A 16,143-nucleotide genomic window follows, 5' to 3' on the forward strand; every position below is an offset into this window, starting at 1 on the left:
CAGGAAAATAGTTGAATATTAATTCTAATACCGATGAGATAAAATAAAATTCTCAAACATATGAAAGAATATCTATCTCAAACCGATGAGATTAACTCTATACATAAATCGTAGCACACAATATAGGGGGATTCAACGCCTTACCTATACAGTTTTCTCAATGATTTTTCGGTTTTTGAGAATTGTTTTCATGAATATTTTTGTATATATTTCGGTTTTTCAATAGGCTATATAGACCTTATTCTCTAGTCACTAAAATAGCCCTGCATTGTGATAAAAGTCATAGTCTATCATATATCAATAAGATTTTTATATCTTATATTTTTACCTACTTTATTATATATAGATTTGGTTTAAAATGAACCACAAACATAGGCTATATCTAATAAGATAAATACACTTCTTTCTTAACTGATACTACTTTTCAACTAAATCTTTTAAACTTTTCTATAATGCATATGTATACCGATTATCTTCAATATACTTATATTGCTAACTCCCATGCACTTGGAGTCATGCAATCACCTTAGAACATAGTAAATATCTATAGTTATTAAGCTCTATAGATTTTATTAATTTTAATGACTCTCTCATCAAAATTATTGATAACCAATTTTATTTATAAAGTTATGTCTTTTAGTCATAATTGATAGTATCTATTTTATAGTGTTCTAAAAAAAATGCTTGCTTTTATAATTAATCTAACATATAATAACAATCGTACCATTCCTCGATAGCTCAGTCGGTAGAGCAATCGGCTGTTAACCGATCGGTCGTAGGTTCGAGTCCTACTCGAGGAGCCATTCTGGCCCGTTGGTCAAGCGGTTAAGACACCGCCCTTTCACGGCGGTATCCCGGGTTCGATTCCCGGACGGGTCACCACATGGACGATTAGCTCAGCTGGGAGAGCGCCTGCCTTACAAGCAGGATGTCGGCAGTTCGATCCTGTCATCGTCCACCAGACTAAAGAAGCAAGCTGTTAAGCTTGCTTCTTTTTTTTATATATATGATATAATAATATAAATTGTATAATTTGTAATTTTAAAAGAGTTTTATTAAGAGGAGGAATTATGTTACATAACTTCGGACTCTATAAACGTCCACTACTTACAGTACTTGCTGTACTACTCACAACTGCATTTACAACAGCTAGTGCTGCTATGATCGATTTGAGTCAGCTAACACCAAATACAACGCAACCTGTGGCTCTTAGCACTATACAAAGTAATACAAGTAATGAGGCTTCTACATTACCCCCTAAAACAAATATGGAGCCTGTCATAAAAGTAGCTGCAACACCAACAACTACACCAATTTCTGGAGCTTCAGAAAAAGCAACTATTAATGCTACTAGTACAAGTCATGATGGTCACTTGGAAAACTTTCCAAGCCGCAAAGTAACTATTGTTGTACCAGCAAATTTGCGCAATGAAAACACAGCTCAATTTGGTCACTACATGACAGATCGCTTATCAAATACACTTAAATATCCTTACTATGATACAACCATTGTAAGTACTAACACACCAACTGCAGAAATTAAAGCCGCTGATCTTGCTCAAATTGCAGAGGCCCAAAATTCTGAAATTGTTATTATGCCTGTGCCATTACAAGATATATATGTACAAGTTAATACTATTAACAGCCCAGATCCATACAATAAGGATAATCATGAAATTTATATCGCTGCAAAGGTTAATGCCCTTTTATACTATTATGATGTAAACGATAAGGTAATCCATACTGTTCGTACGGGCTTCAACCAAACTGATGACTCTTTAACTATGCCAACACATAAATCAGTTTGGAACAAAGTTATGACTATATTACTTGATAAATTACCATACAAACGAATTCCAACAGACCGTGACCGTTACCAAGCACCTGGTATTAATTCTGAGGCACCTGTTGTATTAGATTTTCAAGTAGAACAACCTAAGAATACTGCATACTCCTTAAAAGGTGTGAGCGTCTTGTAGATAAATTTATAAAAAAAAGGCTAGCCAGATGGCTAGCCTTTTTCTTATAACATTTTTGTAACATGCAAGCGCAGTAAAGCACGTTGCAATGCTGCTTCCGCTCTTTCTACATCAATATCAGGTGTAGGATTTGATAACCGACCTTCTGCACGCTCTTTAGCTTGACGAGCACGTTCCACATCAATGGATGTTGGATCTTGACAGTCAGGGGTTACAATACTCACCTTATTATGTTCAATTTCACAGAAGCCACCAAATACAGCATATTCACGAGATGTTCCATCTGGTTGATCAATGCGTAAAGGTGCTAAGTCTAATGCAATAATCATAGGCGCATGATTTGGCAAAATACCAAAAGCACCATCGATAGCTTTACCTACAAAGAATGTAGATTGACCTTCGAATACGATTGCATCAGGTGTAATTATCTGTAGGGTCATAGGTTCCGCCATGGATTATTCCCCCTTCTCTTGCATTTCCTTTGCTTTTTGAACGGCTTCATCTATGGTACCAACCATGTAGAATGCACCTTCTGGCAATTCATCATGTTTACCATCCAAGATTTCTCTGAAGCCTCTCAATGTTTCGGACAATGGCACATATTTACCAGGAGAACCAGTAAATACTTCTGCTACGAAGAATGGTTGACTCAAGAAACGTTGAATCTTACGAGCGCGAGATACAGTGAGTTTATCTTCGTCAGACAATTCTTCCATACCAAGAATTGCGATAATATCTTGAAGGTCGCGATATTTTTGCAATACTTCTTGTACGCCACGAGCTACTGCGTAGTGCTCTTCACCAAGTACATGTGGATCCAAAATACGGCTTGTGGAATCCAAAGGATCCACCGCTGGATAGATACCAAGTTCCGCAATGGAACGAGACAATACTGTTGTCGCATCCAAGTGAGCGAATGTCGCTGCTGGAGCAGGGTCAGTCAAGTCATCGGCAGGTACATATACAGCTTGTACAGAGGTAATGGAGCCTTCTTTTGTAGATGTAATACGTTCTTGCAATGCCCCTACGTCATTAGCCAATGTAGGTTGATAACCTACGGCAGATGGCATACGACCTAAGAGGGCGGATACTTCGGAACCCGCTTGAATAAAGCGGAATATGTTATCAATGAACAAGAGCACGTCTTGTTTTTTCACATCACGGAAGTATTCAGCCATTGTAAGTCCAGTAAGACCTACGCGCATACGAGCCCCTGGTGGCTCATTCATTTGGCCGTATACGAGAGCTGTTTTGTTGATAACGCCAGACTCTTTCATTTCGTTCCACAAGTCATTACCTTCACGAGTACGTTCACCTACGCCGGAGAATACGGAGTAACCGCCGTGCTCTGTAGCAACATTATGAATCAATTCCATAATCAATACGGTTTTACCTACACCGGCACCACCGAAGAGACCAATTTTACCACCTTTTACGTATGGAGCGATAAGGTCAACGACCTTAATACCTGTTTCCAAGATTTGTGTATCCGGAGAAAGGTCATCAAATTTAGGTGCTGGACGATGAATAGGCCACTTTTCATCAGCCACAACTGGAGCTGGATCATGGTCTACCGTTTCACCAAGTACGTTAAAGATACGACCTAATACGCCTTCCCCTACAGGGATGGAGATTGGAGCGCCAGTATCTTCCGCTTCCATATTACGTGTCATACCGTCAGTAGAACTCATAGCAACGCAACGAACTGTATCGTCGCCTAAGTGTTGCATAACCTCTACTACGATTTTTTGTCTATCGTGTGCCTTGTGGTCATGGTAGATGTGGATGGCGTTGTAGATAGCTGGTAAATGACCAGCATCAAAGCGCACGTCTACAACTGGGCCGATGACCTGCACAACTTTACCAATATTATTACTCATCGACAGATGTCTCCTTATCTATTGCAAGGCATTAGCGCCACCAACGATTTCAGAAATTTCGTTTGTAATGCTAGATTGACGCAACTTGTTATATTCAAGGCCTAAGGACTCAATGAGTTCCCCTGCATTATCTGTAGCAGATGTCATAGCCGTCATACGAGCACCCAATTCACTAGCTGCAGATTGCAACAATCCATTATAAACTGTAATTTCTAAGTATTTTGGCAACAACGCCTCCAAGACGGATACAGCAGATGGCATGAAATCATACTCTTCTCCTTTTACCTCATCTTGTGGTTGCTCTATTGGCAACAAGCGCTCAGCCTGTGCAATTTGCGTCATAGAATTTACAAAATGTGTATAGATCATGATGACTTCGTCAACTTCATGACGTTCGTATAGTGAAAGTGCTTCATGCATGATGGTACGCGCATGTTCATAGGATGGTTTATCAGAAAAGCCCGCATAGGACTTATCGATATGAATACCTCTAGATTTCATGCTATCTCTAGGCTTTCTGCCTGCCGTGATAACACGGTACGTGTCAGAAGACTTACCATGTAATTGTTCCATGGCAAATTTCAACACATTAGACGAAAATGCCCCTGCAAGACCTTTATCTGCACCTACTACAATGTAGCAAGTGCGTTCTACAGGTCGCACATCTAAGAGAGGACTTTCAAAGCCTTCTAAATCACTATTAGACATATGACGCAAGATTTGCCCTATCTTTTCTGCGTAAGGACGAGTAGCTTCCGCTTTTGTTTGTGCCCTACGAAGACGAGCAGAAGCTACCATCTTCATCGCTTTTGTAATTTGCTGCGTATTGGTAACACTTTTTATGCGTTTTCGCAAATCTTGTGCACTAGCCATACATTACGCCTCCTTACGAGACACTAATGTATGTGTAGAGCCAAATGCTTCAACACATTCTGGGATTGCTTGCTTCAATAGATTTTCAGTTTCTTCGTCAATTTTCTTAGACGTTTCAATGTTAGTGATGATTTCAGGGTAATTTGCTTTTACATAGCGTAAAAGTTCAGCTTCAAAGGACAATACATCTGCCACTTGAATATCTGCTAAGTACCCTTTTGTACCAGCGTAAAGGTTAATAACCATTTCCGCTACGCTCATAGGCTCATATTGACCTTGTTTTAACATTTCAGTTAAGCGTTCACCACGATCAAGTTGAGCGCGTGTAGCCGCATCAAGGTCGGAACCAAACTGAGCGAAAGCAGCCAACTCACGATATTGAGCAAGGTCCAAACGTAATTGACCCGCTACTTGTTTCATCGCTTTAGTTTGAGCACTACCACCTACACGAGATACAGATAAACCTACGTCAACAGCTGGACGAATACCAGAGTAGAACATATCTGTACCCAAGAAAATTTGACCATCGGTGATGGAAATTACGTTTGTTGGGATGTATGCAGATACGTCACCTGCTTGTGTTTCAATGATTGGCAACGCTGTAATAGAACCTCCACCAAGTTCAGGTGAAAGTTTCGCAGCCCGCTCTAATAGACGGCTGTGTAAGTAGAATACGTCACCTGGATATGCCTCACGCCCTGGTGGACGGCGCAATAATAGGGACATAGCACGGTATGCAGCCGCTTGTTTTGTTAAGTCATCATATACGCATAATACGTGTTTACCTTGGTACATAAAGTATTCACCCATGGCAACACCAGCGTATGGGGCAATGTATTGAAGAGGTGCACCAGTGGAAGCACTCGCAGAAACTACGATTGTATATTCCATAGCCCCTGCTTCTTCAAGTTTTTGTACTACACGAGCAACCGTAGATTCTTTTTGACCAATAGCTACATAAATACAAATAACATCTTTGCCTTTTTGGTTCAAAATAGTATCTAAGGCAATCGCAGTTTTACCTGTACCACGGTCACCGATGATAAGCTCACGTTGACCACGGCCGATTGGTACCATCGCATCAATCGCTTTAAGACCTGTTTGCAATGGTTCGTTTACGGATTGACGATCCGCAATACCAGGTGCTGGATGTTCGATAGGACGACGTTCTGTAGCTTGGATAGCACCCTTGCCATCAAGAGGTTGACCAAGAGGGTTTACTACGCGACCAATCAAGGCATCTCCAGCAGGAACGTCCATAATTTTGCCAGTACGGCGCACTTGGTCTCCTTCTTTAATCAAGAAGTCATCACCTAATAGTACGGCACCAACATTATCTAATTCTAAGTTCAAAACCAAGCCATATACGCCGTGTGGTAATTCTAGCAACTCACCGGCCATGGCTCTTTCAAGACCATAAATATGGGCGATGCCATCCCCTACGTCGAGAACAGTACCCACGTCATCGACATTGAGGTCAACATCATAGTCCTGAATCTGCTGTTTGATTATAGCAGTGATTTCTTCAGGCTTCATTTTCATATATACCCATTCACCCCTATCTAATAGAGTTCGTTCTTAATAAAGATTTTTCTAATTCCTCTAAACGACGAGATACAGAGCCATCAATGCGTTTATCCCCTACTTGGATAACGATACCACCCATAATAGATGGATTTTGACGCACAGATAAAATAACATCTTTCCCTGTTACTTCTCGTAATTTAGCTTGTACAGATGCTTCTACATCAGCTGTGATTGGTTCTGCTACAGTTACAGTAGCTTCCAAAATACCACGAGCCTCTCGTGATTTTTGAATAAACGCTGCAATGGCCTGCGCAATATAACGATGGCGACCGCGTTTAATCATCACATAGATAAAGTGTAAAGCAACTTTGTCGATACTAGATTCAAAGATGGAACCAACTAACTTAATCTTTGCATCTTCTGTAACGATTGGATTTTCAAGGAATAAACGAAGTTCAGGCTGTTCCGCCATAACGGACGCTACATAACCTAATTGCTCCTCCATGAGTTCCAAAATATTTTGTTCTTGAGCTAATTCAAACATAGCCGAACCATATTTATCTGCTACAATTTCTATGCTCATCGTATCACAACCCTATCGTTTTACTATCAAGTTGACGAATAGCGTCTTCGATCAATTTTGTATTAGTTTCGCTGTTCATATCTTTAGCAACAACTTTACCAGCCATAGCTACAGATAAAGATACCACTTCGTTACGCAAGCTGTTCATAGCACGATCGCGTTCGATGGCAATATCTTGACGAGCACGATTTTTTTCTTGTTCAATTTGCTCGCGAGCTGTTGCCAATTGTTCTCGTGTAGTATTTTCTGCTTCTTGAATTGCTTTTTCAACAATTTGTTGTGCTTCTACACGAGCATTAGAAATTTGAGCTGCATAATCAGCTTTAAACTTTTCTGTCTCTGCACGGGCTTGTTCAGCAGCTTCTAAATCTTTAGCAATTCGTTCTTTACGTTCTGTCATCATAGCCAATAATGGTTTATATGCAAAACGCGCCAATAGCCAAACTAATATAAAAAAGTTCAACATTTGAGCAAGAATCGTTCCAAGGCTTAAGTCAACCAAGGTTATTCCTCCTCGTTATTATCTGAATAACAAAATAAACGCAACTACTACACCGATGATAGGCATCGCTTCGATTAAACCAATCGCAACGAACATAGTAGACATCAATTGACCACGCAATTCAGGTTGGCGTGTAATACCTTCGATTACTTTACTAGATACAAGACCGTCACCGATACCTGCACCAATGGCACCACAACCTACTGCGATCGCTGCTGCTAATGCGAATAAACCTTGAGCTTCCATAATATATCCTCCATATATAATAATTAATGTTCCTCACTAAGAGCCATCCCTAAATAGGATGCTGTAAGAACGGTAAAAATAAAGGCTTGAATAATGCCGATAAACAAACTAAAAGCAATCCACACCCATGGTACAGGTACAAACCAAGGCAACTTGTATAATACTTCTAACAAAATTTCACCAGCTACGATATTGCCGAATAGACGGAAAGCAAGCGTAACAGGTCTAGCGATCTCTTCAAAGATATTAAGTACTAGCAAAGCCTTATAAGGTCGTACAAAATGCTTAAAGTAAGATAAGCCTTTAACTTTAATACCCATAACCCATACTACTAATGTACTACATAAAGCCAATGCAACTGTAGTATTGATATCAGATGTTGGTGATGTTAACGCCTTAAGTGTAGGCATTAAGCCTAATTCATTTCCTACAAAAATAAATAAGAAAAACGTAAATAACAAGGAACTCACCATCGGCCAATGACGACCTAAGTTCGGAGCTAATTGCCCCTCTAAGCCTTCCAATATAGATTCAACTATATTTTGCAAGCCTACAGGCACCAATTTTCGTCCCCGGGTGGCTAGTACTGTTATCAGTATTACAATAGCCATAGTAACCCATGTAGCAATTAGAGTATCCAAATTAAATGTCAACCCTAACCACTGCACGACTTCATGGTGTCCCGCATGTAATTCCACGTTCTCAACCCCTTCCATAGACATAATAAAAAACTAATATATTTACAATAAATATAAATATAATATATATGTATCATCATACATCGTTATAGATATATAATCAACACTTGAAAGGTAAACAATTCTAATTACTCATGAATGTATTGTGTATAATGCATTATTGGAATATATCTATAATTTAACACATCATAAGATTAGAAATGTCGACTAAGCCACCAGTAAACAACATATAATGCAGGCTGAATAAGTGCCACACCAACAAACACGCTAATAGCCTCTATGCCGGGAATCTTTAATCCTAAGACTACTAATGAACCTACTAACATAAGACGCCATATCATCTGTCTACGAGCTTTACGAACGGCTTTGTAAGGATCCCCTGATACAATGGATTGACCATGCAAAGCTAAACTTAACAAGTAGAACACCATTATAAAAATGCCCCACAACCAGCCCCATACATATTGTTGCAATCCGCATGCAATCTGTATTATTACTCCGAAAAAGGCAATAAAAAAACAAGTCAGTAGCACGCACACTATGAATTTTATATATTGATTCATACATACCTCACTACTTAACTTGTTTATATAACATATAAAACCCTGTTATAGCGCCTATTAGGCCAAATATGACCATGCAGAGTGGTTCCGTTTGAAGCCAAGTATCCAATTTATAACCTAGCCAAATAAAACCTCCAATACAGGAGACCAGTGTGACCCCCGCTGATGTTGCCATGGCGAGGGCTTTCACAAGATCCTTATCCATATTATTTACCAAAACGTTCAGGACGACGCGCATCACCTAAGAATTCATGTCGCAACGCTTGAATGATGCGTTCAGATGCTTTACCATCACCATATGGGTTAACAGAGTTAGACATTAACTTATACGCTTCAGCATTGCTCAATAATTCATAAGCGGCTTTATGTACCGCATCTTTATCAGTACCTACAAGGCGAACGGTACCTGCTTCTACCGCTTCAGGACGTTCTGTCGTATCACGCAATACGAGAACAGGCTTACCAAGAGCTGGGGCTTCCTCTTGAATTCCACCTGAATCAGTCAAAATCAAATAAGATTTAGCCATCAAGTTTGCAAACGGTTCATAATCAAGAGGGTCAATTAATGTAACACGCTCCACAGAACCAAGTTCCTCTTGTACAACTTGGCGAACTTTAGGATTCTTATGTACAGGGAAAACAACTTGAATATCTTCAAATTCATTAATTAAATCTCGAATGGCTTGATATACATGACGCATAGGTTCGCCTAAGTTTTCTCGACGATGTGTGGTAACAAGGACCGTACGTTTTTCAGAATCAAGAGCATTAATAGCTGCATCATCGAATACATAGTTGTCTTGCACCGTCGTATCAAGAGCATCGATAACAGTATTGCCCGTTACATAAAGATGTTCTGTATTAATATTTTCTTTTTTTAAATTGCTTTCAGAACTAGAAGTAGGCGCAAAGTGATACGTCGCAATAGAGCCCGTCAATTTGCGATTCATCTCTTCAGGGAACGGAGAGTAAATATCACCTGTCCGTAATCCTGCTTCCACGTGACCTACAGGAATTTCTTGATAGAAAGAAGCCAAGGCCCCAGCAAAGGTAGTTGTAGTATCACCATGAACGAGTACCACATCAGGTTTTGCTTCTTCTAATACATCTTTAAGGCCCATCAAAGCACGATTAGTTACATCATATAGTGTTTGACCTTGACTCATAATATTTAAATCATAGTCTGGGGTAATATTAAACAAGTTTAGTACTTGATCGAGCATATCTCGATGCTGTGCCGTAACGGTTACAATAGGTTCCATATCTGGTGCTGCTTGTAACGCTTTTACAAGAGGAGCCATCTTGATAGCCTCAGGTCTTGTACCAAAGATTGTCATAACTTTTAACATAGTTGCCTCCAACGTAGTAGGATAGAGAAAATGGGGCGCCAAGCACCCCACAGATAGTTATTCCTTATGAGAATCATCAGTATTCTCCAAAGCTTTAGCCAATTCATCGCGATCAAAGGATATGGTATCATCCGAGTCGCTGCGTTCAATTGTAGGACGTGGTAACGGATGCCCTGCCGCATCACTATGCATGATAACGCCAAGACGTCGTGCAATATAAATACTACACAAGAAAATTACTAATACCAAGGTCGCGCCGACCCAAGCATTAACCTCTGCCACGATAACAGATACACCGCCGAAAAGAGCTGTTACTGCATACATCAACAATACAGCTTGCTTTTGTGTTAATCCTTGTGCCAATAAACGATGGTGAACATGACCTTTATCGGGTTTAAAGATGGGACGTCCACTGATTTTACGGCGCACAATAGCAAATAAGGTGTCCAAAATAGGCAAGCCTAACACAATGGCAGGTACCACTAGAGCAATCATAGCAGCTGTCTTTACAGCCCCCATAACGGAAATAGCCGCTAATGTATACCCTAACAACATCGATCCCGTATCACCCATGAATATTTTTGCAGGATTAAAATTATACCGCAGGAAACCTACAGTCGCACCTGCTAAGGCAAGAGAAAGGCAAGCAAGATCAGTTTGACCAAGTTGCAATGTCATTGCACAAACAGCGATACATGCGATAAAGGAAATACCTGCAGCCAAGCCATCAAGTCCATCAATTAGGTTTACAATATTTGTAAAACCAACTATCCAGAAAATAGTCAATGGAATAGCCCAATACTTGAGATATACTACACCACCCCAAGGAAGGTTAATGAAGTCTACTCGAATATCATAAGCCACCAGAATAGCAGCTGCTATAATTTGTCCCATTAACTTAGTTTTTGGCTCAATTTGTTTAATGTCGTCCCAAATACCAACTAGCACCAAAATGACCGTACCAAGGACAAACCCAAACAATTTATGATCATGCGGGATGGAATTGTTAAAAAGAACCGATCCCACATAACCGAGAAAGATTGCTAATCCACCAAGTCGTGGAATCGCACCATGATGCACCTTTCGAGCATCAGGCTTATCTATTGCCCCAACAGCAACGGCAAAGCGTTTTACCAATGGGGTAAGTGCAAAGGTTATGATGAGCGCTAGTGCAAAGGCCCACACATAATCGAGCACATATTCACTCATAAGACACCTCCAACAAGTAGGTTGTAAAAACGGATTAATTCGTTAAGCTACGAATAGGAGCAGGAATTCTTCCACCACGGGCAATGAACTCGGCTGCACTATATGGACTCACTTCAATAATAGGAGCATAGCCTAATAATCCACCAAACTCAACAACCTCTCCAACAGTTTTACCAGGTACAGGAATTACACGAACCGCAGTTGTCTTATTATTAATCATACCAATTGCTGATTCATCTGCAATGATAGCAGAAATGGTATCAGCAGTAGTGTCTCCAGGAATAGCAATCATATCAAGACCTACAGAACATACACATGTCATGGCCTCTAATTTATCAAGCGTCAAACTGCCACAGGATACAGCATCAATCATGCCTGCATCTTCTGAGACAGGAATGAATGCACCACTAAGCCCACCTACGTGAGAGGAAGCCATAAGACCACCTTTTTTCACCGCATCATTAAGTAATGCTAGTGCTGCTGTAGTGCCATGACACCCACAAGAGGACAAGCCCATCTCTTCAAGAACATGAGCTACAGAGTCACCTACAGCTGGCGTTGGTGCCAAAGATAAATCGATAATACCAAATGGTTTACCGAGACGACGAGATGCCTCTTGCGCTACCAATTGACCTACGCGTGTGATTTTAAAAGCAGTACGTTTAATCGTTTCTGCTACAACGTCAAAGGATTGACCTCGAACGGATTCAAGCGCATGTTTTACAACGCCCGGACCAGATACACCTACAGAAATAGCGCTATCCCCTTCTGTTACGCCGAAAAAAGCACCCGCCATAAACGGATTATCCTCTACAGGATTACAGAAAATTACGAGCTTAGCACAACCAAGAGCATCATTATCCTTTGTAAGCTCTGCAGTTTTCTTAACGATGATTCCCATGTCTCGCACTGCGTCCATGTTGATACCAGTTTTAGTTGAACCCACTGCAACAGAGCTACAAACGATATCCGTAGTTGCTAACGCTTCTGGGATAGAGTCAATCAAAATACGATCAGCTCGTGTAGCGCCTTTTGTTACAAGCGCAGAAAAGCCGCCGATAAAATTAACACCTACAGTTTTTGCAGCACGATCCATGGCTTCCGCCACAGGAACATAGGATGTTAAATCACTACCACCTGCTACAAGAGAAATGGGTGTTACGGAAATACGCTTGTTGATAATAGGGATACCAAACTCGCGTTCAATATTTTCACCCGTAAATACAAGGTGTTCTGCCTCTTTTGTAATACGGTCATAAATACGGTCACACAACTCTTTACCAGAACTAGATGCGCATTCGAGCAAGCTGATCCCCATCGTAATAGTACGCACATCAAGCTTGTTATCATGAATCATCTGATTCGTTTCTAAAATATTGTCGATAGATAACATGAGTGCCTCCTATCCTACACGGTGCATGCTCAAGAAAATATCAGCATGTTGTGCACGGATTTCAACACCTAGTTCTTTACCTTGAGTCGTTAAAGCCGCTTGGATAGCTGTAAGATTTTTCATATCTTCAGACTTGGTTTCACACATCATAATCATATTGAAAACGCCATCAAGGATGGTCTGATTAATGGACATAATATTTACACCGTAGTTAGCGAGTACGGTACTAACCCCAGCAATGATACCAACGCGGTCTACGCCGACAACGGTAACAACTAATTTCATAACATCACCTTCTCTAAGCACTACAAACTATATAGCCAGTATAAGGCATTCATATAAGGCATTCAATAAACTATATTAATATATTATAACACATTTATTATTTTTCATGAGTGAAATCTTTATGAGTTTTCTAGTGAAAACAACATGTTACACTTCGTCAGACAAAGCACTTGTTACAATCTCTTCACCAGCAGTTAACAATGCGATAAGACCTTTGTCCCCTTTATAGCTTTCACCATAAATTTTATATAAATCTTCAGTACCAGATGGACGTGCTACAAACCAGCCTGTTTCCGTTTCCACACGAACACCATCGATAGGCATATCCTTGTACAAGGATGTCGTGCGTATATTCGTAATAGCATCACCATCGACCTCTGTAGCTGTAATAGAGCTAGCATTTAACTGTTTCAACTTAGCCTTGGCCTCCTTTGTACAAGCCGCATCAATACGACCAAATCGAGGATCTCCACAGCCTTCCACAATATTGTTATACAGTCTCTCAACGGTGGCGCCCATTACAGCGTACATCTCCATCGCTAAGAGAGCCATTACCATGCCGTCTTTATCTGTAGTCCATACTGTACCATCTTTTTTGAGGAAAGATGCCCCAGCAGATTCTTCGCCTCCAATGCCAATTTCCCCATCGAATAATAGAGAGCTAAAGTATTTAAAGCCTACTGGAACTTCATACACGGGAATTTCTTTAACGGATGCCCACTTATCAATCATGGTTGTACAAACAACCGTTTTACCTACCCCTTTATCCTTCCAACCACGAGTTGTGAATAGATAATCGGCAGCGGCTACAAGGAATGCATTTGGTGAAGCAAGCCCTTCTGCACTAACAATACCATAACGATCATAGTCGGGATCGTTACCAACAGCCAAATCGTAATTACCTATTTGCTTAATAACATCGGCCATAGCGTATTCTGAGGAACAATCCATGCGGACCTTACCATCATGGTCATACGTCATAAAGCTAAAGGTTGGATCATATTCATCATTGATAATATCCATATTGAGATTATAGCGCTCTTTAATAGCTTGCCAATAACCTAGTCCACTACCACCAAGGGCATTAACGAGAACCTTAGGTTTTGCACTTTGTATTGCCTCCATATTAATGATAGAAGACAATTCTTCAACATACAGGCCTTTATAGTCATACGGAACTTGTTGATCAGGTTCAATATTGTCGATACTAATACGTTTGAACCCTTCTAATTCACAATATGCACGAATATATTCATTAGCACGGGTTTCAATCCATTTTGTAACGAGAGTATCCGCCGGTCCACCATTAGTAGCGTTATACTTGATGCCACCGTTATCTGGAGGATTATGAGATGGCGTAATCACGATACCATCCGCTTTATCATCGTGGCTTTCATTATAGCGAATAATGGCACGAGATATAGATGGTGTCGGCACGAAATCCATATCGGAATCAACCATTGCCGTTACGCCATTGCCAGCAAGAACCTCTAGAACTGTTACAAGGGCTGGCTGAGATAAAGCATGTGTATCTTGACCGACAAAAATCGGACCTGTAGCGCCGAATTGGCCACGGCCATCACAAATAGCCTGTGTAATAGCGGCCACATGTAAATCTGTAAAAGTACCATTTAAAGATGTACCGCGATGGCCAGATGTACCAAAGGATACGAGTTGTGTCGGATCTGTAATATCCGGAGCATTATCAAAATAGGCATCCACAAGGGTTTGCACATCGATAATATCTTGTTCTTGTACAGGCGTACCTGCTAATTTGTGAGTCATAGAAACCTCTAATCTTATCTTGAGGGCAAGCCCTCTCATTTTACAACCTTGATATTCGATCAATTACATTAAATTATTTTCAAAATGTATGTATCATTCATAAAATATTATATTTACACATAATTAATATAAGATGACAACAGCCAGAGATTTTATCATAATTCTTTATTTTTATCTGTTACAACTATTTTCATCTATTACAACATTATTGTTCGCTTCGGTAGTTATATCTTGTGATTTTAGCTGTTTAGATATTTCCGCAGGAACAATAGGTTGAGTAAACCCTTGACCGATAACCTCTTGGGCATCAGTAATCAAGATAAACACATTTGGGTCCGCTTCTTGAATAACCTCTTTCAATTTATTTACCTGCAGCAAATTAACTGCAACCATCACAATCTGCTTAGGCGTCCGTGTATAAGCGCCAATGCCATTGATAATAGTAGCACCACGGCCAACCTTATTGATGATACACTCACATACCTCATCTGTCCGATAGGTAATGATAAAAGCAACTTTACGTTGATTAAAACCAATTACCACCTTATTTGTAATAATAGTATATACATACACACTTATAAGAGTTACGGCTACCGCTTCAAGTCCAACAACGCCGACAGCAACTAAGAGGATAGCACAGTTGATGGCACTATTAATAGATCCCATTTGAAGCCCATAATATTTGCGAACGATAAGTGCAATTGGATCAAGGCCACCTGTATTACCACCTACACGGTAGACGATACCAAGCCCCAGTCCAGTTGTGATACCCGCCATCATAGAACTGAGTAGTGGATCCTTAATAATCATGTCATATTGTAAGAAACTAAACAGATCAATCATCCACGATAGCATGAGCGTGCCATACAAGGTATTGAGTACAACACGTTTGCCAAGCCACTTCCAAGCAGCCCAAAAGATAGGGACGTTCAAAATAACGTTCCAAGAACCAACGGATAATCCCGTTAGATAATACAGAATCAATCCTACCCCACTAATACCAGTACTAACCAGTTTATGAGGTAGTACAAAGGCGTCTAAACCAGCACCAAAAATTGCACAACCAATAGCAACTATGACACATTGATAGACAACATCTTTATACTTGGCGAACATAGCTCCCTCCAAATTGCCATTTCACTATAAATATTCTATAATGAACTAATTAAAACATACGCTGTTTACAATGCTTTTAATAATCAAACAACAGGTATATACAAAATCATCATAAACCACTTAATGGTTATTTTCAATCACTTTATAACAGTATA

The 16,143-nt window shown here is 40.1% G+C and carries 17 protein-coding genes and 3 tRNA genes; 4 read left to right on the top strand and 16 right to left on the bottom strand.

Translation table 11 applies throughout. From position 1 onward, the window contains the following. The first annotated feature begins 727 nt into the window (after positions 1 to 727). The 4 genes from VPAR_RS07820 (at position 728) to VPAR_RS07835 (ending at position 1,979) form a co-directional block, all read left to right on the top strand. A tRNA-Asn gene (locus VPAR_RS07820) sits at positions 728 to 803 on the top strand. Between the two features lie 4 nt (positions 804 to 807). Beyond that, a tRNA-Glu gene (locus VPAR_RS07825) sits at positions 808 to 882 on the top strand. A 3-nt stretch (positions 883 to 885) separates the two neighbouring features. After that, positions 886 to 961 (top strand) — tRNA-Val (locus VPAR_RS07830). 109 nt (positions 962 to 1,070) lie between these two features. After that, on the top strand, positions 1,071 to 1,979 hold the full coding sequence (locus VPAR_RS07835; protein ID WP_012864781.1) for a hypothetical protein: 909 nt from the start codon (positions 1,071 to 1,073) through the stop codon (positions 1,977 to 1,979). A gap of 44 nt (positions 1,980 to 2,023) precedes the next feature. On the opposite strand, the gene atpC is transcribed toward VPAR_RS07835, so the two are convergent. The 16 genes from atpC to VPAR_RS07915 form a co-directional block, all read right to left on the bottom strand. Further along, positions 2,024 to 2,431 carry an ATP synthase F1 subunit epsilon gene (gene atpC / locus VPAR_RS07840; RefSeq protein WP_012864782.1) on the bottom strand — a complete coding sequence of 136 codons (408 nt, stop codon included), beginning with the start codon at positions 2,429 to 2,431 and terminating at the stop codon, positions 2,024 to 2,026. 3 nt (positions 2,432 to 2,434) lie between these two features. Continuing rightward, entirely contained in the window at positions 2,435 to 3,859 is a 1,425-nt protein-coding gene (gene atpD / locus VPAR_RS07845) for a F0F1 ATP synthase subunit beta (RefSeq protein ID WP_012864783.1), read from the bottom strand. A gap of 18 nt (positions 3,860 to 3,877) precedes the next feature. Then, entirely contained in the window at positions 3,878 to 4,732 is an 855-nt protein-coding gene (gene atpG, locus VPAR_RS07850; protein WP_012864784.1) for an ATP synthase F1 subunit gamma, read from the bottom strand. 3 nt (positions 4,733 to 4,735) lie between these two features. Further along, the gene (gene atpA / locus VPAR_RS07855; RefSeq protein ID WP_012864785.1) at positions 4,736 to 6,274 is read right to left on the bottom strand and encodes a F0F1 ATP synthase subunit alpha; all 1,539 of its coding nucleotides are present in this window, start codon (positions 6,272 to 6,274) and stop codon (positions 4,736 to 4,738) included. Positions 6,275 to 6,290: 16 nt separating this feature from the next. Next, positions 6,291 to 6,842: an ATP synthase F1 subunit delta gene (atpH, locus tag VPAR_RS07860; RefSeq protein ID WP_012864786.1), complete on the bottom strand. Its 552-nt coding sequence runs from the start codon at positions 6,840 to 6,842 to the stop codon at positions 6,291 to 6,293. 4 nt (positions 6,843 to 6,846) lie between these two features. Then, the gene (gene atpF, locus VPAR_RS07865; protein WP_012864787.1) at positions 6,847 to 7,344 is read right to left on the bottom strand and encodes a F0F1 ATP synthase subunit B; all 498 of its coding nucleotides are present in this window, start codon (positions 7,342 to 7,344) and stop codon (positions 6,847 to 6,849) included. Between the two features lie 18 nt (positions 7,345 to 7,362). Continuing rightward, positions 7,363 to 7,590 (bottom strand): F0F1 ATP synthase subunit C, encoded by a 228-nt coding sequence (gene atpE / locus VPAR_RS07870; RefSeq protein WP_004695064.1) that lies wholly within the window; start codon positions 7,588 to 7,590, stop codon positions 7,363 to 7,365. A gap of 23 nt (positions 7,591 to 7,613) precedes the next feature. Further along, a complete protein-coding gene (atpB, locus tag VPAR_RS07875) occupies positions 7,614 to 8,312 on the bottom strand; it encodes a F0F1 ATP synthase subunit A (RefSeq protein ID WP_012864788.1) in 699 nt (232 codons plus the stop codon). A gap of 170 nt (positions 8,313 to 8,482) precedes the next feature. Next, positions 8,483 to 8,761, bottom strand: coding sequence for an ATP synthase subunit I (locus VPAR_RS07880; protein WP_231968126.1), 279 nt, complete (start codon positions 8,759 to 8,761; stop codon positions 8,483 to 8,485). 100 nt (positions 8,762 to 8,861) lie between these two features. Beyond that, positions 8,862 to 9,056, bottom strand: a complete 195-nt coding sequence (locus VPAR_RS07885; RefSeq protein ID WP_012864790.1) for an AtpZ/AtpI family protein — start codon at positions 9,054 to 9,056, stop codon at positions 8,862 to 8,864. Between the two features lies 1 nt (position 9,057). Continuing rightward, positions 9,058 to 10,200: a non-hydrolyzing UDP-N-acetylglucosamine 2-epimerase gene (wecB, locus tag VPAR_RS07890; protein ID WP_012864791.1), complete on the bottom strand. Its 1,143-nt coding sequence runs from the start codon at positions 10,198 to 10,200 to the stop codon at positions 9,058 to 9,060. Positions 10,201 to 10,257: 57 nt separating this feature from the next. Further along, positions 10,258 to 11,409, bottom strand: a complete 1,152-nt coding sequence (locus VPAR_RS07895) for a glycosyltransferase family 4 protein (RefSeq protein WP_012864792.1) — start codon at positions 11,407 to 11,409, stop codon at positions 10,258 to 10,260. A gap of 34 nt (positions 11,410 to 11,443) precedes the next feature. Continuing rightward, on the bottom strand, positions 11,444 to 12,802 hold the full coding sequence (locus VPAR_RS07900; protein WP_012864793.1) for a PFL family protein: 1,359 nt from the start codon (positions 12,800 to 12,802) through the stop codon (positions 11,444 to 11,446). Positions 12,803 to 12,811: 9 nt separating this feature from the next. Beyond that, positions 12,812 to 13,087: an ACT domain-containing protein gene (locus VPAR_RS07905; RefSeq protein WP_012864794.1), complete on the bottom strand. Its 276-nt coding sequence runs from the start codon at positions 13,085 to 13,087 to the stop codon at positions 12,812 to 12,814. A gap of 147 nt (positions 13,088 to 13,234) precedes the next feature. Beyond that, positions 13,235 to 14,872, bottom strand: a complete 1,638-nt coding sequence (locus VPAR_RS07910; RefSeq protein WP_012864795.1) for a phosphoglucomutase — start codon at positions 14,870 to 14,872, stop codon at positions 13,235 to 13,237. Positions 14,873 to 15,043: 171 nt separating this feature from the next. Next, on the bottom strand, positions 15,044 to 15,988 hold the full coding sequence (locus tag VPAR_RS07915; protein WP_012864796.1) for a YitT family protein: 945 nt from the start codon (positions 15,986 to 15,988) through the stop codon (positions 15,044 to 15,046). Positions 15,989 to 16,143: the final 155 nt, after the last annotated feature.

The sequence above is a fragment of the Veillonella parvula DSM 2008 genome (assembly GCF_000024945.1).
Classification (GTDB): Bacteria; Bacillota; Negativicutes; order Veillonellales; family Veillonellaceae; genus Veillonella; species Veillonella parvula.

Coding starts and splice junctions, on each gene's coding strand:
- VPAR_RS07905 (WP_012864794.1), bottom strand. CDS start 13,087: ATGAAATTAGTTGTTACCGTTGTCGGCGTAGACCGCGTTGGTATCATT.
- VPAR_RS07885 (WP_012864790.1), bottom strand. CDS start 9,056: ATGGATAAGGATCTTGTGAAAGCCCTCGCCATGGCAACATCAGCGGGG.
- atpD (WP_012864783.1), bottom strand. CDS start 3,859: ATGAGTAATAATATTGGTAAAGTTGTGCAGGTCATCGGCCCAGTTGTA.
- VPAR_RS07915 (WP_012864796.1), bottom strand. CDS start 15,988: ATGTTCGCCAAGTATAAAGATGTTGTCTATCAATGTGTCATAGTTGCT.
- atpA (WP_012864785.1), bottom strand. CDS start 6,274: ATGAAAATGAAGCCTGAAGAAATCACTGCTATAATCAAACAGCAGATT.
- VPAR_RS07910 (WP_012864795.1), bottom strand. CDS start 14,872: ATGACTCACAAATTAGCAGGTACGCCTGTACAAGAACAAGATATTATC.
- atpC (WP_012864782.1), bottom strand. CDS start 2,431: ATGGCGGAACCTATGACCCTACAGATAATTACACCTGATGCAATCGTA.
- wecB (WP_012864791.1), bottom strand. CDS start 10,200: ATGTTAAAAGTTATGACAATCTTTGGTACAAGACCTGAGGCTATCAAG.
- atpH (WP_012864786.1), bottom strand. CDS start 6,842: ATGAGCATAGAAATTGTAGCAGATAAATATGGTTCGGCTATGTTTGAA.
- VPAR_RS07895 (WP_012864792.1), bottom strand. CDS start 11,409: ATGAGTGAATATGTGCTCGATTATGTGTGGGCCTTTGCACTAGCGCTC.
- VPAR_RS07835 (WP_012864781.1), top strand. CDS start 1,071: ATGTTACATAACTTCGGACTCTATAAACGTCCACTACTTACAGTACTT.
- atpG (WP_012864784.1), bottom strand. CDS start 4,732: ATGGCTAGTGCACAAGATTTGCGAAAACGCATAAAAAGTGTTACCAAT.
- VPAR_RS07900 (WP_012864793.1), bottom strand. CDS start 12,802: ATGTTATCTATCGACAATATTTTAGAAACGAATCAGATGATTCATGAT.
- atpB (WP_012864788.1), bottom strand. CDS start 8,312: ATGTCTATGGAAGGGGTTGAGAACGTGGAATTACATGCGGGACACCAT.
- atpE (WP_004695064.1), bottom strand. CDS start 7,590: ATGGAAGCTCAAGGTTTATTCGCATTAGCAGCAGCGATCGCAGTAGGT.